Source organism: Variovorax sp. GW821-FHT09B05, assembly GCF_059418265.1.
The window spans coordinates 454225-472350 of record NZ_JBWKPN010000001.1 but is presented as its reverse complement, the minus strand read 5'-3'; the positions used below and the strand labels follow the sequence as shown (position 1 = coordinate 472350).

The 18126-nt window shown below is 71.6% G+C and carries 15 protein-coding genes; 2 read left to right on the top strand and 13 right to left on the bottom strand.

All coding sequences use genetic code 11. The annotated features are described in order from the left end of the window. Positions 1 to 8: 8 nt before the first annotated feature. From AC07RM_RS01980 to AC07RM_RS01940, 9 genes are read right to left on the bottom strand one after another with little or no spacing between them, the layout of a single operon-like run. Positions 9 to 1118: a CaiB/BaiF CoA transferase family protein gene (locus tag AC07RM_RS01980; RefSeq protein ID WP_495332576.1), complete on the bottom strand. Its 1110-nt coding sequence runs from the start codon at positions 1116 to 1118 to the stop codon at positions 9 to 11. Then, positions 1115 to 2863: an FAD-dependent oxidoreductase gene (locus AC07RM_RS01975; protein ID WP_495332574.1), complete on the bottom strand. Its 1749-nt coding sequence runs from the start codon at positions 2861 to 2863 to the stop codon at positions 1115 to 1117. Before AC07RM_RS01975 ends, AC07RM_RS01980 begins: the two co-directional genes overlap by 4 nt. Next, on the bottom strand, positions 2856 to 3320 hold the full coding sequence (locus tag AC07RM_RS01970; protein ID WP_495332572.1) for a Zn-ribbon domain-containing OB-fold protein: 465 nt from the start codon (positions 3318 to 3320) through the stop codon (positions 2856 to 2858). Before AC07RM_RS01970 ends, AC07RM_RS01975 begins: the two co-directional genes overlap by 8 nt. Next, a complete protein-coding gene (locus AC07RM_RS01965) occupies positions 3317 to 4498 on the bottom strand; it encodes a thiolase C-terminal domain-containing protein (protein ID WP_495332570.1) in 1182 nt (393 codons plus the stop codon). Before AC07RM_RS01965 ends, AC07RM_RS01970 begins: the two co-directional genes overlap by 4 nt. Next, on the bottom strand, positions 4495 to 5787 hold the full coding sequence (locus tag AC07RM_RS01960) for a CaiB/BaiF CoA transferase family protein (protein ID WP_495332568.1): 1293 nt from the start codon (positions 5785 to 5787) through the stop codon (positions 4495 to 4497). Before AC07RM_RS01960 ends, AC07RM_RS01965 begins: the two co-directional genes overlap by 4 nt. Before the next feature lie 11 nt (positions 5788 to 5798). Then, on the bottom strand, positions 5799 to 6779 hold the full coding sequence (locus tag AC07RM_RS01955; protein ID WP_093349360.1) for a Bug family tripartite tricarboxylate transporter substrate binding protein: 981 nt from the start codon (positions 6777 to 6779) through the stop codon (positions 5799 to 5801). A gap of 31 nt (positions 6780 to 6810) precedes the next feature. Next, positions 6811 to 7560, bottom strand: a complete 750-nt coding sequence (locus tag AC07RM_RS01950) for a FadR/GntR family transcriptional regulator (RefSeq protein ID WP_495332565.1) — start codon at positions 7558 to 7560, stop codon at positions 6811 to 6813. A gap of 16 nt (positions 7561 to 7576) precedes the next feature. Next, positions 7577 to 8548 (bottom strand): PDR/VanB family oxidoreductase, encoded by a 972-nt coding sequence (locus AC07RM_RS01945; RefSeq protein WP_495332563.1) that lies wholly within the window; start codon positions 8546 to 8548, stop codon positions 7577 to 7579. After that, a complete protein-coding gene (locus tag AC07RM_RS01940; protein WP_495332561.1) occupies positions 8545 to 9864 on the bottom strand; it encodes a Rieske 2Fe-2S domain-containing protein in 1320 nt (439 codons plus the stop codon). The genes AC07RM_RS01945 and AC07RM_RS01940 overlap by 4 nt, the downstream gene beginning before the upstream one ends. Positions 9865 to 10116: 252 nt before the next feature. On the opposite strand from AC07RM_RS01940, the gene AC07RM_RS01935 reads away from it, so the two are divergent. Continuing rightward, entirely contained in the window at positions 10117 to 10818 is a 702-nt protein-coding gene (locus tag AC07RM_RS01935; protein ID WP_495332559.1) for a nitroreductase, read from the top strand. Between the two features lie 15 nt (positions 10819 to 10833). On the opposite strand, the gene AC07RM_RS01930 is transcribed toward AC07RM_RS01935, so the two are convergent. The 3 genes from AC07RM_RS01930 to AC07RM_RS01920 all read right to left on the bottom strand — a co-directional run bounded on the left by AC07RM_RS01930 (position 10834) and on the right by AC07RM_RS01920 (position 14805). Next, complete coding sequence (locus AC07RM_RS01930; protein ID WP_495332557.1) at positions 10834 to 12441, bottom strand: MFS transporter; 1608 nt, start codon at positions 12439 to 12441, stop codon at positions 10834 to 10836. 159 nt (positions 12442 to 12600) lie between these two features. Continuing rightward, complete coding sequence (locus AC07RM_RS01925; protein ID WP_495332555.1) at positions 12601 to 13776, bottom strand: PDDEXK nuclease domain-containing protein; 1176 nt, start codon at positions 13774 to 13776, stop codon at positions 12601 to 12603. A gap of 45 nt (positions 13777 to 13821) precedes the next feature. Beyond that, complete coding sequence (locus AC07RM_RS01920; protein ID WP_495332553.1) at positions 13822 to 14805, bottom strand: Bug family tripartite tricarboxylate transporter substrate binding protein; 984 nt, start codon at positions 14803 to 14805, stop codon at positions 13822 to 13824. Between the two features lie 166 nt (positions 14806 to 14971). On the opposite strand from AC07RM_RS01920, the gene AC07RM_RS01915 reads away from it, so the two are divergent. After that, positions 14972 to 15700, top strand: coding sequence for a FadR/GntR family transcriptional regulator (locus AC07RM_RS01915; protein WP_208508782.1), 729 nt, complete (start codon positions 14972 to 14974; stop codon positions 15698 to 15700). Positions 15701 to 15722: 22 nt separating this feature from the next. Here AC07RM_RS01915 and AC07RM_RS01910 read toward each other — a convergent pair whose 3' ends face one another. Continuing rightward, complete coding sequence (locus AC07RM_RS01910) at positions 15723 to 17972, bottom strand: acyl-CoA dehydrogenase family protein (protein ID WP_495332552.1); 2250 nt, start codon at positions 17970 to 17972, stop codon at positions 15723 to 15725. Positions 17973 to 18126 lie beyond the last annotated feature (154 nt).

Here is an 18126-nt window from a genome sequence, read left to right as displayed (position 1 = left end):
CGGCCCGCTCAGTCCCAGCGCGCGAGAACCCGCGCAGCCGGCGTCGCCTCGCGCGCCGCCGGCCCCTGCACCCGCGACGGCGTGCGCGAGAAACGCGGCGCCGGTGCCGGCTGCCGCACGCCTTCCACATCGACGAAGGACTCGCGCGCGCCGTGGTGCGGATGCGCGGGCGCTTCGCTCAGCGCGAGCACGGGCGCGACGCAGGCATCGCTGCCGTCGAACAGAGCGGTCCACTCGTCGCGGCCGCGGGTGCGGAACAAGCGCTCGAACTCGGCGCGCAGGGCGGGCCAGCGCGCGCGGTCGTGCTGCGCATCGCGCAGCGCGGGGTCGACGCCCAGGCGCTCGCACAGCTCGGCGAAGAACTGCGGCTCGATCGGCCCGATGCAGACATGGCGACCATCGCCGGTGGCGTAGCTGCCGTAGTAGGGCGCGCCGCCGTCGAGCGCATTGGTGCCGCGTTCCTCGCGGAAGGTGCCCCGCATCGCGCTGGTGGCGAACAGGCTCATCAGCGAGTTCACGCCGTCGACGATGGCCGCGTCGACCACCTGGCCTTGCCCTGAGCGCCGGCTCTCGAGCAGCGCGGCCAGGATGCCGACGACGAGGTAGAGGCTGCCGCCGCCGTAGTCGCCCACGAGGTTCAGCGGCGGCACCGGCGCGCCGCCGGCCGGGCCGATGGCATGCAGCGCGCCGGTCAGCGCGATGTAGTTGATGTCGTGGCCCGCGGCTTGGGCGAGCGGGCCGTGCTGTCCCCAGCCGGTCATGCGGCCGTAGACCAGCCGTGGATTGCGCCGCAGCGCCTCGTCGGGGCCCAGGCCCAGGCGCTCCATCACGCCGGGCCGGAAGCCCTCGACCAGCACGTCGGCGCGCGCCAGCAGGCCCAGCACCTCCTCGCGCGAGCCCGGGTCCTTGAGGTCGGCCAGCACCACGGTGCGGCCGCGGCCCGTGATGTCGCTGCGGTCGCCGAGGCGGCGCGCGGGGCGGTCGATGGTGATCACGTCGGCGCCCATGTCCGACAGCAGCATGCAGGCGAAGGGCGCGGGCCCGAGGCCGGCGAACTCGAGGACGCGCAGGCCGGCGAGCGGGCCGCTGGCCTCGTGGGGAGTGGAGGTGGGATTCATCGTGGGGAGGAAAGTGTGTGGGGGTTCTGTCGTGCCGCATGCCGCGCGATGCGCCAGCCGAACACGATCGCGGGCCCGAGCGTGATGCCCGGGCCCGGATAGGCGCCGCGCATGATCGAGGCCATGTCGTTGCCGCAGGCGTAGAGGCCCGCGATGGGTTGCCCGTCCGTGTCGAGCACGGCGCCGTCGGCATCGGTGGCCAGACCCGCGCTCGATGCGGCTTCGCCGGGCCAGACCGCCAGCGCGGAGAACGGCGGCTGCGCGATCGGGCCGAGGCAGGGGTTCGGTGCATGCGCCGCATCGCCGTTGAAGCGGCCGAGCTCGGTGCTGCCCTTGCCGAAGTCCGGGTCCTCGCCGGCTTCGGCATGGCGGTTGTGGCGCGCGACGGTGGCTGCCAGCGTGCGCGCATCGATGCCCAGCCGCGCGGCCAGTGCGTCGATGTCGTGCGCGAGCACGAGATAGCCCGATGCCTCGTGCCGCCGCAGCGCGCTCGCGCGCGTGCCGGGCGGGATCGTGCCGAGGCCGTAGGCGCGCACGAAGGCCGCGTCGCAGACCAGCCAGGCCGGCGGCGTCGATGCACCGGGGCGCATGCGCGCGAGCAGGGCCTCGACGAAGTGGTGGTACGAGGCGCTCTCGTCGACGAAGCGGCGCCCGTCGGCATCGACCGCGATCAGCCCGGGCTTGGCGCGGTCGAGGTACAGGTGCGGAAAGAGCCCGGGTTCGCCATCGGCGCGCGGTGCCAGCGAGACGGGCTGCCAGAAGAAGTCGCCCCGATGGCGTTCGAGCCGCGCGCCGGCGCGCAGCGCGGCATCGAGGCCCTCGCCGCGGTTGCCTTCGAAGGACTGCGGCCGCAACGTGCGCGGCGACACGCCGGCCGGCGCGAGCTGGGCCCGCAACGCCGCATGATGGCCGACACCGCCGGTGGCGAGCACCACGCCGAGGCGGCTCTCGATGCGCCGCGTCGATCCCTCGTGGTCGAACACGCCGCCCGTGACGCGACCCGCCGAGAGCTCGAGCCGCTGCAGCCGCATGCCGAAGCGCACCGTCACGCCGGCCTGCCGCAGGCTGGAGTACAGCCGCGCGACGAGCGCATTGCCCAGCACCAGGCGCGTGCCGCGCGCATGCGCGAGCCGGTCGCGCGCATGGCGCAGCACCAGCCGCGCGGCATGGCGGAAGTTCGCGACGCTGCGCCAGCGGTAGGCCAGGGCCTGCACGTCGGCCTTGTTGGCCATCATGCCGCCGAGCACCATGAACTCGGGCATCGGCGCACGGATGCGTTCGAAGTCGCGGCCCAGCCGCCGGCCGTCGAAGGGCAGCGGCGAGAGCGCGCGTCCCGCCACGGCAGCGCCGGGCAGCGCGAGATAGTCGGGATGGCGGCCGGCCGAGGCGAAGCGCAGTTCCGAACGAGCCTCGAGGAAAGCGATCGCCTCGGGGGCGCTCGCGAGATAGGCGGCGCGCAGCCCGCGCGGATCGTCCTCGCCGAGGATCGCGTCGAGATAGCGCGCGGCCTCGGCGGCCGAGTCGGCAAAGCCCGCGGCAGCGCCCTGCGCATTGCCCGGCACCCACAGCGTGCCGGCCGAGGTGGCGGTGGTGCCGCCGACCTGCTCGTCGGCCTCGCACAGCACCACGTCGAGGCCCATGAGCGCGGCCGAGAGCGCGGCACTCATGCCGCCCGCGCCGGCGCCGATCACGAGCAGGTCGCAGGTGTCGGCTTCCAGGCCTTCGGTGCGCGCGGACTCAGGCACGCCGCCACTGCAGCAGCGCGTACGGCGGCTGCGCATCCGGATGGTGTTCGAACACGCCCTCGACCTCGGCGCCGATCTCCACCGCCTGCATCGGATCGCCGAGCAGGTTGCCGACCATGCGCACGTTGCCGGCACCGGGCAGTTCGACCAGCACCACGAGGTAGGCGCCATGGTCCTTGAGCGCCGCATGCGCGGGATGCCACACGCGCTCCCAGCTGAAGATGCGGCCGCGCGGAGCGACTTCCACCCAGGCGGGATCGAAGGCATGGCAGCCGTGGCAGATCCACTCGGGGCCGAACTGCCAGGTGCCGCAGTGCGCGCAGCGCTGCACGCGCAGCACGCCTTCGCGCAGGCCTTGCCAGTAGGGTTGCGACAATCCGTCGGGCTCCGACACGGGGATCGGCAGGCCCGCGGGCAGGTAGCGCTTCTCGTCGTTCGCGTCGTTCGTGTCGTTCACAGCACGTTCTCCGATGCCAGCAGCAGGTCGCTCGCGGGCGTGACCATGGGGCCGCCGATCACCAGCGCCACGTCGCTGCGCGCCGCCTGGCTGGTCGAGCTGCCGCGCACCTGGCGCACCGCCTCGAGCACCAGCTCGAAGCCGTGCATGTAGCACTCGGCGAGGTTGCCGCCGCTGGTGTTGAGCGGCAGCCGGCCCGTGGGGGCGACGAGGTTCTCGAGCGTGAGGAAGTCGTTGGCCTCGCCGGGTTCGAAGAAGCCATGCTCGGCCAGTGCCATCGCCACGCCGCCGGTGAAGTTCTCGTAGCTCTGCACCACGCCGACGTCGGCCGGTGCGATGCCGGCCATGGCGTAGAGGTCGGGCGCCACGGTGTCGAAGCCCGCGCTCGCATAGCGCGGTGCGTTGTGCGGATGGGCGCCGGCGCGAAAGCCCGAGCCCGAGGCCGCGCCGAGCAGGTAGGCGGGCTTGTGCGCGAAATCCTTCGCGCGCTCTGCCGCCACCAGTACGATGGCGGCGGCACCGTCGTTCTCCATGCAGCAGTCGTAGAGGTGGAAGGGCTCGGCGATCCAGCGCGAGGCGTCGTACTTCGCGGCGTCGAGCGGCTTGCCGTGCATCACGGCGCGCGGATTGGCCTGCGCATGGTGGTAGGAGGCGAGCGCGATGGCGCGCAGCGCCTCCTGCCGCACGCCGTGTTCGTGCATGAAGCGCCGCACGCGCATCGCGAAGCGCTGCGGCGGCGAGAGCACGCCATGGGGCATGAGGTAGGCCTTCTCGCCGGAGATGGTGTCGATGCCGCCGACCTGGCCGAAGCGCCCGTGCTGGCCCTGCGCGAGCGCGCGGAACACGACCACGCAGTCGGCCAGGCCGGCCGCGATGGCGGCCGCGCCGTTGGCCACCGCCGCCGCGCAGCCGCCGCCACCGCCGCCCCACTGCATGGTGGCCGAGCGCAGGCGGTGGATGCCCAGCGCGGCCGCCAGCCGCGAGGCCTCGCTGCGGTCGTCGCTGTACGAGGCGAAGCCGTCGATCTCGCGCGGATCGAGGCCCGCGTCGGCGCAGGCGGCGAGGATGGCCTTGAGCGCGAGCTTGAACTCCGCGTCGGGCGACTGGCCGTGGCGGTAGTAGGTCGTCTCGCCGATGCCGACCACGGCGACCCGGCCGCGCAGCGTGCGGGTGGTCATGCCGGCGTGCCGGCGGGTTCGTGCCGCTCGGCGGGTGGGCCGAAGGCGCCGGCGCGCGCGAGCGCCGCGAAGCGTTCTTCGTCGTAGCCCAGCGCTTCGCGCAGCACCTCCTGCGTGTGCTGGCCGACGGTGGGCGCGGCCACGGGGTCGGCGATCGGCGTGCGCGAGTAGCGGATCGGCAGCGCCATGTTCGGCACCCAGCCCACCTGCGGATGCGGGATGCGCGTCACCAGCCGGCGTTCGCGCGCCTCGGGCGAGCGGATGGCCTCGCCGACCGAGCGCACCTGGCCGCAGGGCACGCCGGCCGCGCGCATGCGCGACTGCCAATGCGACCAGGGCTGCTTCGCGAAGGCCTCGCCGAGCAGCGCGAACAGCACCTCGCGCCGCTGCGAGCGCTCGCGGCCGCTGGCGTAGGCCGGGTCGGCGGCCACGTCGGGCCGTTCGAGCACCTGCGTCATCAGGCGCTGGAAGATCTTGTTGTTGCCGCAGTTGATGTAGAACGAGCCGTCCTGGGCCTCGAACACGCCCGAGGGGCAGGTGTCGGGGCTGGTGTTGCCGTGGCGCTGCGGCTCGGCGCCGCTGAACACGTGCTGCAGCGTCGCATAGCCGGTCATCAGCACCGCGTTGTCGAACAGCGCCACCTCCACCGCCTGCCCGCGGCCCGTGCGCTCGCGCGCCACCAGCGCGCCGAGGATCGCGTTGGCCGCCATCATCGCGGTGCTGATGTCCATCACCGGCGACAGCGCGCGCACGCCCTGGCGGTCGGCATAGCCGTTCATCGAAACGAAGCCGCTCTCGGCCTGCGCGATCGGGTCGAAGCCCAGGCGGTCGGCGAAGGCGCCCTCGCGGCCGTAGGCCGACACCGAGCAGTAGACGAGTTCGGGGTTGGCCTTGCGGCAGCTCTCGTAATCGAGTCCGAAGCGCTCCATCACGCCGGTGGAGAAGTTCTCGACCACGACGTCGGCGCTCGCGATCAGGGCGCGCGCCACCTCGAGGCCCTCGGCCGTCTTCAGGTCCAGCGCCACGCTGCGCTTGTTGCGGTTCGACCAGAGGAAGGGCGCGCCCTGCGCGAGCTCGGGATGCACCGGCGGGTATTGGCGGAAGTCGTCGCCGCGCCCGGGCGCCTCGATCTTGATCACGTCGGCGCCCATGTCGGCCAGGATCATGGTGGCGAAGGGGCCGGCGATGAAGTGGGTGAAGTCCACCACCTTGATGCCGGCCAGCGCCTGCGGCGCGCCCGCGGGGCGCGGCTGGTGCTCGGGGAAATCGGATTCCAGTTTTTCAAGCATGGAGGCGGTTCTCACATCTGGATGTTGGCCTTGCGCACGACCGGGCCCCACTGGCCCATCTCGTCGCGGATCAGCTTCTCGAGCTCCTGAGGCGTGCTGCTGCGCGCCTCGACGTTGCGCGCCGAGAACATCTTGCGCACCTCGGGTCGCGCCACTGCGGTCACGATCGCGTCGTGCAGCTTCGTGACGATCTCGTCGGGCGTGTCCTTCGGCGCGAGCACGCCGAACCAGGCCGAGCTGCGGAAGCCCGGCACCTCGTCGGCGATGGCCTGCAAGCCCGGCACGGTCTCGGTGGCCTTGGGCGTGCCCACGGCCAGGTAGCGCACCCGGCCCGAGCTCACCAGCGTGGCGCCGTCCAGGCCGGTCACGAAGGCGGCCTGCAGCTGGCCGCCGGCGAAGGCGGTCATCATCGGCGCGCCGCCGTTGTAGGGGATGTGCTGCAGGCGCAGGCCCGCGGCCTCGTTGAAGTACTCGGCCGTCAGGTGCGACAGCGAGCCGTTGCCGACCGAGCCGACGTTGAGCGCGTTGCCGTTCTTCTTCGCATAGGCGAGGAAGTCCTTCAGCGTCTTCGCCGGGCTGTCGGCGGGCACGGCCAGGATCATCGGCGTGATCGCCACGGTGGAGATCGGGCGCAGGTCCTTGAGTTCGTCGTAGGGCACCTTGCGCATCAGCGAGACCACCGCGTTCGGGCCGGTGTTGCCGAACACCAGCGTGTAGCCGTCGGGCGCGGCCTTGGCCACGTAGTCGGTGCCGATGGTGCCGCCCGCGCCGGGCTTGTTCTCGACGATCACCGTCTGGCCCAGCGTCTCGCTCATCGACTGCTGGATGGCGCGCGCGAGCTGGTCGGTGCTGCCGCCGGCCGCATAGGGCACGATCATGCGGATCGGCTTGTTCGGGTAGCCGCCCTGTGCCCAGGCGGGCAGGGCGCCGAGCGCGAGCGCGGCGCAGGCGGCGCCCAGCAGCGCGCGGCGGTGGAGGGAAGTGGTCGTCATCGGGGGGCTCCTTGGGTTCGTGGGTGTCGTGTCAATCCGTGGCGCCGAGCACGCTCGACCAGTAGCTGCGCGCGCGGTCCATGTGGCGCAGGATCAGCAGCTGCGCCTTGGCCGCGTCGCGCGCGCGGATGTGGCCGAGCAGGCGGCGGTGGTCGAGCAGCGAGGCGCGGCCCTGCACCGTGTCGGCGAACATCGCCTCGCGGCGCCGGCCGGTGAAGCGGTAGAAGGCATGCAGCACGCGCACCAGCACCGAGTTGTGGGTGGCATCGACCAGCGCGACGTGGAACTCGGTGTCGGCCGCGGCGATGTTGCCGCCCTCGGCCAGCACCTGCTCGGTGCGCTGCAGCACGGCTTCCATGCGCGCCAGGTCAGCCTCGGTGCGGCGCTGGCAGGCCAGGCCCGCGGCCAGCACCTCGAGGTGGCCGCGCACCTCCATCGTCTCTGCCACTTCCACCGGCGTGGGCACGGCGCCCATGTCGGTGAGCATCACCAGCGCTTCGAAGCTGCCTTCGCGCTCGACGTGCCGCAGGTAGATGCCCGAGTTGGGCCGCGATTCGACGATGCGCAGCGTGACCAGCGTGGCCAGCGCCTCGCGCACCGCGTTGCGGCCGACGCCGAGGCGCTCGGCGAGGTCGCGCTCGGAGGGCAGCCGGTCGCCCGGTTGCAGCCGCCGGTCGCGCAGGTAGGCGAGGATGCCGGCGATGGCGCCGTTGCCCGCGCCCGCCGCGTTGGAAGCACTGGCCTCCTGCGGTTCAACCGTGGTCTCGAGCCGGGTCGTCATGGACTGCTCCCTTGCCTCAGAGGTCCAGGACCAGCGTCTTCGAGCGCGAGCCCGAGCAGCAGATCATGATCGCCTCGTTCGACTGCTTCTCCTGCGCATCCAGGTAGTCGTCGCGATGGTCGGGTTCGCCCGCGATCACGCGCGTGCGGCAGGTGCCGCACACGCCCGCGCTGCAGGCATAGGGCACGTCGATCGCGTTGTCGAGCAGCGTGTCGAGGATGGTCTTGCCCGGCGCCACCGCGAGGCGCTGGCCGCTGCGCTCGAGCACCACCTCGTAGCCGCCCTCGGTGGCGGCCGCGCTGCCGGCGGCGAAGCGCTCGAAGTGCACCGTGTGCGCGGGCCGGCCGGCGCAGGCCTCGACGAAGGCATCGATCATGCGCGCCGGGCCGCAGCAGTACAGGTGCGCGCCGGCGGGTGCGTTGCGCACGATGGCCGCGATGTCCAGCCGCTCGGCGCGCGAGGAGCCGAAGCAGAACTCGACCTCGCCGCGACCGCGTCCGCCCTGCATGGCGCGCAGCGTGTCGGCGAAGGCGGTCTCCTCGGGCGAGCGGCCCGCGTAGTGCAACTGCCAGCGCCGGCCCAGTTCCTCGAGCCGGTGCAGCATCGACAGGATCGGCGTGATGCCGATGCCGCCGGCGATGAAGACCGAGTGCGCGGCCTCTTCGTCCAGCGCGAAGTCGTTGCCGGGCAGGCTGGCGCGGATGCGGTCGCCCACGCGCGGCTGCGCATGCATCCAGGCCGAGCCGCCGCGGCCCTGCGCGTCGCGCTGCACCGCCACCACGTAGCGCGCGGCATCCGAGGGCGCGTTGAGCAGCGAATAGCTTCGGATCATCTCGCGCGGCAGGTGCAGGTCGATGTGCGCGCCGGCCGTGAACGGCGGCAGCGGCCGGCCATCGGCCGACACGAACTCGTACGACGCGATGCCGCGTGCCTCCAGCCGGATCTGGCGCAGGCACAGGTCCAGCGGCGCGGGGTTGCCCAGGCTCATGGCGTGTAGCCGAAGTCGGCGCCCAGGCGCGCGGTCATCAGCTCGCGGCCCGATTCGCTCCAGGCCTCGCCGGCCGGCAGCGTGAGCGACACCGCGCGCACCATCGGCAGGTCGGGGTCCTCGATGCGCGGCGGGCGCTGCTGGCGCACCGAGAGGTTGCGCACCGTCTCGAGCAGCAGGCGCCGCGTCATCGCGATGCCGGTGTCGCTCATGCCCAGGTGCTCCTTCGAGCGGTCGTAGATCGGCGCCACGCCCGACTGGCAGGCCGCGTCCTGCACCCACAGGCCGGGCAGGCCCGAGAACCAGGTCTTGGTCTGCGCGTCGTAGTTGAAGAGGAAGGCGCTCTGCAGATTGAACTTGGTCCAGTACTTCGCGAAGGGCTCGGTGGCGGGCCGCGGCGCATAGGCGTTGACGCTCGGGTGGCCGGTCTCGCGGCCGCCGTGGCCGTTGTCGAACAGCTTGCGCGTCTTCTCGTAGAACTTCTGCGCCGGCGTGTACGAGAACATGATGCACAGCGTGTGGTGGTCGTCCAGCGGCACCCAGGCGTGGCCGCTGAGCTCGGGGTAGTTCGACTGCGGCGGCACCAGCGTGTAGAAGGGCAGCAGGAACTGGTTGACGCGCCAGTAGTGGGTGTTCTCGTCGAGCACGCGCTTGGAGGCCACGCTCATGCCGAAGTCCTGGCGCTTGCATTCGAAGGTGGGACGCAGGTCCTTCTTCGCGGTCCAGTCGCTGATCGCGCCCTGCTGGTCGATGCGCCCGTGCAGGATCGGCGCGTGGGCCGAGTCGATCTCGCCCTCCACGGCCTGCAGCCAGTTGCATTCCTGCACGCGGAAGCTCACGTACACGTTCTCCTCGGGCACCAGGTTCCACTCGAGGTTCGGCAGCGGCGGCGGGTTCTCTCGGTCGGGCCCCATGTAGGTCCAGACGATGCCGTTGCGCTCGCGGCAGGGGTAGTTCTTGATCGTGACCGTGTCCTTGAGCCGGCTCTGCGCGGGCTCGGCCGGCGTGTCCTGCACGCGGCCGTCAACGCCGAACTTCCAGCCGTGGTAGATGCAGCGCACGCCGCAGTCCTCGTTGCGGCCGAACACCAGCGGCGCGCCGCGGTGCGGGCAGGCGTGGTCGATCAGGCCGACGCGGCCCTCGCTGTCGCGGAACGCGATCAGCTCCTCGCCGAGCAGGCGCACGCGCTGCGGCTGGCCGTCGGTCTCGAGGTCGCGGCTGGGCAGGAAGGGGATCCAGTAGAGGCGCATCAGCTCGCCCATGGGCGTGCCGGCGCCGACGCGCACGAGGGTTTCGTTGTCTTCTTGCGAGAGCATGGCTGCGGTGTTCCTTGTGGGGCAGGGCCATCCGGCGTGGTGGACCACCTTGGATGACCAGATTGGTAGGACCAATGCTAAATTCGAGCCCGCGCGATGCAAAGCTTTTGTCTCAATAACCTTGTGAATGGATCAACCATAGATGGTCGAGGCGAGCGAGGTGGCCGCCGTCGCGCATGTCTTTCGCCGCGTCGCCAGCGCGAGCGCGCCGGCACGGTTAGGCTCCCTCGTCTTCATCCCGTTGCCAGAGCCATGACCACTTCCCCGCCCGTTCCCGCGCCGGATCTCGCCGCGGCCCTCGACACCGTGCTCGACGCGCGCTACAGCTGCCGCGGCTACCTCGCCGACCCGGTGCCGCGCGAGGTCATCGACGCGATCCTGCGCGCCGCCCAGCGCACGGCCTCGTGGTGCAACTCGCAGCCCTGGCAGGTGATCGTGACCGGCGCGGCCGCCACCGAGCGCCTGCGCGCGGCGATGGCCACGCCCGAGGCGCTGGTCGACCAGGGTTTCGAGATCGCGCCGCCCGCCGAATACCGCGGTGTCTATCGCGAGCGCCGCCGCGAATGCGGCTTCCAGCTCTACGACAGCGTGGGCATCGCCCATGGCGACCGCGAGGCCTCGGCGCGCCAGGGGCTGCTGAACTTCTCGTTCTTCGGTGCGCCGCACGTGGCGCTGATCCACACCGATGCCGCGCTTGGCGCCTATGGCGCGCTGGACTGCGGCGCCTACGTGTCGAACTTCATGCTGGCCGCGCGCAGCCGCGGCGTGGCGAGCATCGCGCAGGCCGCGCTGGCCTCGCGCGCGAAATTCCTGCACCGCTGGTTCGACATCCCGGAAGACCGCCAGGTGGTCTGCGGGATCTCCTTCGGCTACGAGGACACGGCGCACCCGGCCAATGGTTTCCGCACCTCGCGCGCTGCCGTCGGCGATGCCGCGCGCTGGGTGGAGGACTGATCCGGCCGCCCGCGCTCAGGGGCTGCGTTCGGCCAGGTAGTGGCGCGTGAGCACCGGCTCTTCCGGCACCTGGAAGCTGCGCGCGAGCGCCTCCAGCTCGTGGCGCGCGACGGTGGCCCGCGCGCGCTGGCGCAGGTAGTCGGCCCACGAGGTGACGATGAAGCGCTCGACGTAGCGGCTCGGGTCGTCGAGGTCGCGGTAGACGCGCCAGAAGGTGGCGCCGTCGCGCTTGCGCGGCACCGCGAGCTGCTGCACCGCATCGAGGAAGCGCCGCGCGTCGGCATCGCGGATGCGGTAGACCACCTCGACGGCGACCGGCCCGGCCTCGAACTCGGGCTCGTGCTGCACCGAGAACTCCTCGTGCAGCGGCGCCAGCGTGACCTCGTCGTCCGCGCCCATGCGCAGCGGATACGGCCGTGCCAGCGCGATGCTCGCGAGCATGCCCGCGGCCGACAGGCACAGCGCCGCGCTCAGCCCGATCAGCGATGACATCGCCCCCCAGAGCGCGGAGCCGAGCGCGAAGGCACCGAGCGAGCACAGCGTGTGCATCGACGCGGCGCGTGCGCGCACCCAGGCCGGCGCGCTGGTCTGGGTCGCGGCGTTGAAGGTCGACATCATCGTCATCCAGGCCGCGCCGCCGAGCACGAAGCTGGCGCACACGAGCGGCCGCCAGGTCGAGAGCGCGCCCACCAGCATCGCGCCCGAGAACACGAGGCAGCAGCCGGCGGCCAGCGCATCGAGCGAGAAGCGCGAGCGCATGCGCCCGACGAAGAAGCCGGCGGCGACGGCGCCCGTGCCGAGGCAGGCCATCAGCAGGCCGTAGCCCGCCGCGCCCAGTCCGAGGCGCTGCTGCGCGATCACCGGCAGCAGGGCCCACAGGGCCGAGCCGAGCCCGCTGAAGCCGGCCGTGCGCACCAGCTGCGCGAAGATCGCGGGCGAATGGCGCGCATAGCGCAGCGCGCTGAGCATGCCGCCCCACAGCCGCTCGGCCGGCAGGCGCCCGGGCGAGGGCGGCCGCGGCGGCCAGCGCCGTGTGGCCCAGCTCATGCCGAAGGCGGTCAGCAGCGCGACCGCGAACACGGCGGCGCCGCCGGTCAGCGCGAACAGCACGCCCGCGAGTCCGGGGCCGACGGCGCGCGCGCCGTTGAAGGTCATCGACACCAGCGTGATGGCCAGCGGCAGTTCGGTGCGCGCCACCGTGTCGCTGACGGCGGAGTTCCACGAGGGCGACTGCAGCGCCGTGCAAACGCCCAGCAGGAAGGTGAAGAACAGCAGCCCGCCCGGGCCGATCCAGCCGGCCAGCGCGAGCAGCGTGAGCGTCAGCGCGGCGAGCCCGTAGACGCCCTGGATGCGCAGCATCAGCCGTCGGCGGTCGATGGTGTCGGCCAGCACGCCAGCGGGCAGCGACAGCAGGAACATCGGCAGGAAGGAGGCGGTCTGGACCAGCGCCGAGAGGAAGGACGAGGCCGTGAGCTCGATCATCAGCCACGAGGCCGCCATGTTCTGCATCGCATTGCCGACGAAGAACAGGCTGCCGGCGCCCCACAGCCCCCGGAAGGCGGGCTGGGCGAGTGGACTCCAGAGCGAGGCTGCGTTCGGGGCGGTGGGATTGCTGGGATTCAAGCGCGGGGCGATCGGCGGCGGGCGAGGCAAATCATATAGATGCACGCGCCGGCCCGCTGGCGGCGCGCCCGGCCAACGGTTTCCGCACCTCGCGCGCGGCCGTCGGCGACGCCGCGCGCTGGGTCGAGGAGTGACCTCGTAGCGAACCGGCGGCGCCGCTCAGTCTTTGCCGCGTCGCTTCTGTGTCGCGACCGGAGGCGGCAGCGCACCGCGCACCACCTGCTGGAGCTGGCGCACCGAAGGCAGCTTGCCGCGCAATTCCGCCGGCAGGGCGGCCTGCAACTGGTACTCCGCCACGCCGATAGGATTGGTCTTGCTGCGCAAGGCGAACTCGACCTCCAGGTTGTCCTTTTCGGCGCACAGGATGATGCCGATCGACGGAGCGTCGCCGGGCGCGCGCTCGCTGTCGTTGAGCAGGTTGAGATAGAAGTCCATCTTGCCCGCGTACTCGGGTTCGAAGGAGCCGACCTTCAGTTCCACGGCGACCAGGGCCTTGAGGAAGCGGTGGTAGAAGAGCAGGTCGATGAAGTATTCCTTGCGTCCCAGCACGAGGCGGTGCTGGCGGCCGATGAAGCAGAAGCCGTAGCCCAGTTCGAGGATGAAGTCGCGCAGCCTGTCGAGGAGCCGGGTTTCCAGCTCGCGTTCCTTCACCGCCTGGCGGATGCCCAGGAACTCGAGGCTGTAGCTGCTCTTGAGGACCTCCTCGGCCTGCTCGGCCATGGCGGGCGGCAGCACCCGCGGGAAATTGTGGCTCTTGCCCTCCGCGCGCGAGCGTTCCCAGGCGCCGGCCTTGATCTGGTTGAGCAGAATGTTGCGGCTCCAGCCCAGCGCGGCGCTGGCGCGCAGGTAGTACAGGCGCTGTGCCGGGTCGGCGGTCTTGCCCAGAATCTGCAGGTGATGACCCCAGGGGATTTCTGCGACGAGCTGTCGCAGAGAGTCGTTGCCGCCGAACAGCATGGCTTTTCGTGCGGCGCTGAGTCGGTGGGTATTGCGCCCCGAGTTCTTGCTCTTGGAACTTTCTGCGACAAGCTGTCGCAGAAATCCGGGCTCGCTGTAGGCCTCGACCATGCGCCGCATGTCCCAGACATTGCGCGCCGAGAAGCCTTGGGTGCCGGGGAAGGCCGCGCGCAAGTCCCGGGCGATGCGTTCCACCACGGCCTCGCCCCAGGCTTGCGCCTGCTGCTTGTGGAGGATGGCTTCGCCGATGTCCCAGTACAAGGCGATCAGGCCGTGATTGACCGCGCGGGCCGCGGACTGGCGAGCCGCCGCGACACGTTTCTTGAGCGCTTCGATGAAGGATGCGTAGTCGACTGGTTCGTCGCTGGGCAAGGTCATGCGCGCACTATAGGGTAGCCCCACTGTGCCGCATGCGGCGCCCGCTCAGACCTTGATGCGCCCGGTCGCGACCAGCTTCTGCGTCAGCGCGAGCTGCTCGGCCAGGAAGCTCGACAGCTTCTGCGGGCCCCAGCCGGCGGGCTCGAAACCCAGCTCGAGCAGCTTGGGCGCCACGTCGGGCAGCTTCACGATGCGCGCCATCTCGGCATCGAGCTTGTCGATGATGGCCTTGGGCGTGGAGGCCGGCGCGAACAGCGCGCCGAAGCCCGGCATGTTCACGTCGGGGAAGCCGGCCTCGGCGAAGGTGGGCACGTCGGGATAGAGCGGAAAGCGCGTCGGGCTCGCGACCGCGAGCGCGCGGATCTTGCCCGGGTAGCGCGAGACCCCGCCCAGCGACACCACGGCGGTGTCGATCTGGCCGCCGATCAGGTCCTGCAGCGCCGGCGCCTCGCCCTTGTAGGGCACATGCACGGTGTCGATGCCCGCGGCCATGTTCAGCAGCTCGCCCACGAAGTTGCCGCCCGAGCCGGGGCCGTAGGAGCCGTACGAGACCTTGCCGGGCCTGGACTTGGCGAGCGCCACCAGCTGGTCGAGCGTCCTGACGTTGAGCGACTCGCGCACGCCGATGGCGATGGGCGTGAGCGCCAGCATGCCGATGGGCGCGAGGTCGGCGAGCTTGTAGGGCTGCTGCGCGGGCTGCAGCACGAGGTTGCTGATCAGCGCGCTGTAGCTGACGCCGAGCGTGTAGCCGTCGGGCGTGGCGCGCGCCACCGCGGAGGCCGCGATCGCGCCGCTCGCGCCGGCCCTCGACTCGACGATGCAGGGCTGGCCCCAGGACTCGGTGAGCTTCTGGCCGATGACCCGCATCATCGTGTCGTGCCCGCCGCCGGCCGGCGTGGGAATGATGAACTTGATGACGTTGTCGGGATAGCCCGGCGCGGCGCGCACGGCCAGGGGAAAGGCGGGCAGCGCCGTGGCGCCCAGCAGGCCGAGGCCGGTGGCCAGCGCGTGGCGGCGGGAGTGGGTCATGAGGCTTGTCTCCTGGTCGGATGGTTTGTGATGTAATTGGTTGAACCATAGCGAAACCAGGGATGATGGTCAATTGGAGCCTGTGCCAGGGCAGGCACAGGCACAGGCACACTATCGGCTCGGCATCCAGCCATCGACGTTCGTGATCCAGAGGAGGAAAGGAGCCATGTCGGAATCCGCACCAGTCTTCGCGCCCGTGCGCATGCGCCGCGCCTTCGAGGCGATTTGCGACCAGATCCGCCAGCAGGTGGTGGAGGGCGTGCTGAGCGCCGGCGACCGCCTGCCCAGCGAGCGCGAGCTGTCCGAGCAGTTCGGCGTGAGCCGCAGCGGCGTGCGCGAGGCGCTGCGCAGCCTCGAGATGGCCGGCATGGTCGAGGCCGTGACCGGCATCAACGGCGGCTTCTACATCAAGCAGTCGCATCCCGAGGGCATCACGCAGGCGGTGCGCGACATGGTGGCGCTCAAGCAGGTGCCGGTGTCGGACCTGACCGAGGCCCGCATCCTGCTGTGCGGGCTGGCGATCCGGCTGGCCTGCGAGCGCGCGACCGAGGAGGACTTCGCCGCCATCGAGGCCGACATCGAGCGCTTCGCCGAGCTGGTGAAGCAGGGCCGGCCGGTGCGCGACAGCGGCCAGATCACGGAGTTCTACCGCCTGATCGGCCGCGCCACCCACAACGAGGTGATCGTGATGCTGATCGACGCCCTGTCGGAAATCCTGCGCGGCCTGATCGCGCAGCTGCAGACGCCGCACAGCAACGTGGTGCAGGTGCGCCGCAAGGTGCTGCGCCTGATGCGCGAGCGCGATGCGGACAAGGCCGGCGCCGCGCTGGCCAAGCACCTCAATGCCCTGAACGTGCTGCTGCTCGAGATGGAGCGCAAGAAGCCGGCGCGCTGAGCCGCGCCGGCCCGGGGCGCGTTCAGCGCGGCAGGCCGAGCCCGCGCTGCGCGATCAGGCTGCGCTGGATCTCGTTGGTGCCGATGCTGATCACCCACATCAGCGCATGGCGCAGGTTCTGCTCGATGCGCCCGCGCAGCACCGCGCCGGGGCTGCCCTCGCCGAGCGTGCCTTCCATGCCGAGCAGGTCGAGCGCCACCTCGCCGAAGCGCTCCATCAGTTCGCCCGAATAGACCTTGCTCGCGGCCGCGTCGTGCAGCGGCGTCTCGCCCGCGTCGACGCGCTCGGCGCAGTGCATCATCATGCGGCGCCCGGCCTCGATCTGCCCCGCGAGATCGGCGATGCGCTCGCGCACCAGCGGATCGAGGCGCATCGGCCGGCCGTCGGCACCCGTCGCGCCGCGCAGGTGCTCGCACAGCTGCTCGAAGGCATGCGCCACCTTCATCACGATGCCGCCGCCGATGAAGCCGCGCTCGGTGGCCAGCGCCCCGACCAGCACCTTCCAGCCGCCATGGAGCTCGCCCACCATCGCCTCGGCCGGCACGCGCACGCCGTCGTAGAAGACATTGGCGAAGCTGCCGCCGTACATCGTGGTCGAGGTGCGGATGGTGATGCCGGGCGTGTCCATCGGCACGATGAACAGGCTCAGGCCGGCATGCGGCGGGCTCGCCTCGGGGTCGGTGCGCGTGGCCAGCAGCATGTAGTCGCCCCAGTAGGTGGTGGTCCAGATCTTCTGGCCGTCGATCACGTAGTGGTCGCCGTCGCGTACCGCGCGGGTGCGCATCGACGCGAGGTCGGAGCCCGCGTCGGGCTCGCTGTAGCCCATGCCGTAGATCGCCTCGCCGCGCAGGATCTCGGGCAGGTAGCGCGCCTGCTGCGCCGCGCTGCCGTGCACCTGCAGCATCGCGGCCTGCACCGGCGCGCCCACGCGCGGCGCCTCGGCGCGTTCCATCTCCTCGACGAAGGCCAGTTGCTCGAAGGCGCCGCGCGCCTGGCCGCCGAAGCGTTGCGGCCAGGAGAGCCCGATCCAGCCGGTGCGGCCGAGCGCGCACGCGAACTCGCGGTCGTACTCGCGCGCCTTGAAGTCCAGCGCCTCGTGTGCGGCCTTGCGCTCGCCCGACCAGTGCGTCTGCAACCAGGCGCGCACCTCCTCGCGAAAGGCGTTGCCGGCCGGGCCCAGGTCGTATTCGGGCAGCATGCGCGGCGTCTCGCCGAGGAAGTGATCGGCCAGCGCCTCGCGCGCGCGGCGCCCACCGCCGTGGCGCAGCACGTCGAGGTGCACCTGCTTGAAATGGCGCGGCGCCTCGTGCTCCTCGCTGTAGCCGATGGCGCCGAAGGTGTGCTGCGTCTCCAGCGACACCCGCCGCAGCGTCGTCGCGGCCAGCGCGCAGGCCGCCTCGGCGAACACGCGCCAGTTGTCGGCGCCGAGGTCGTGCTGGCGCGCGGCGCCGGCCTGCGTGAGCCGTGCGCCCAGCAACGCGATATGGGCGTCGGCGAGCTTGTGCTGGATCGCCTGGAAGCTGCCGATCGGGCGGCCGAACTGCCGGCGCTCGCCGGCGTACGCCACGGCGAGCTCGAAGGCGCGTTCGGCGGCGCCGGTGGCGCGCGCGCACAGCGCGAGGCGGGCCATCGCGTGCAGCGCGTCGAGCTGCTCCTCGGACAGTGTGAGGACGGTGGCGGCGATCCCGTCCAGCGCGACGCGGAACAGCCCCTGCGTTCCCATCGCTGGCGTGGCCTCGATGCGCACGCCGGGCGCGCGCAGGTCGGCCAGCGCGAGCGCGGGGCCGTCCACCACCACCGCGAGGTGGGTGGCGCTGTCGGCATGCTCGACGAAGGCGAGTTCGCCATGGAGCTTGCCGTCGTCGTCGATGCGCGCCTGGCCCGCGCCGCGGTCGCCGTCGAAGGCCCCGAAGCACAGCACCACGCGCGCCTCGCCGGCGCGTTGCAGCGCGAGCAGAGCAGGCTCCTCGCCCTGCGGCGTGCGCGGCGCCGCGAGGTTCAGCAGCGTGCCGTGGTGCAGCGGCAGCGTGCAACCCGCGCGGCCCAGTTCCTCCATGACCAGCGCGATCTCGCGCAGGCCGCCCTCCGAGGGATCCGATCCCAAGGCGGCAAGGCCCTGCGCCGCGAGCTGCTGCCACAGCGCCTGCACGCGCGCGGGTTCGCGTGCCCATGGCACGGCGGTGGCGGGCGGCCAGTGGCGCTCGAGGAAGCCGCGCACCGAGTCGCGCAGCAGGGCGCGCTCTTCGTCGCCGGGAAGGGTGGTCGGGGGCATGGGCGTGTCTCTCCTGGATCTCGGAAAGATTGAATGGTAGAACCATTAATGTGATCCGGCAACAGGCACCACCGCGAGGGCTTGGCCTGCGGCGGCCTGCGCAACGCCGCCCCTTATCATTTGGCTCAAAGGTCCAACTTTTAGTTTTTCCAAC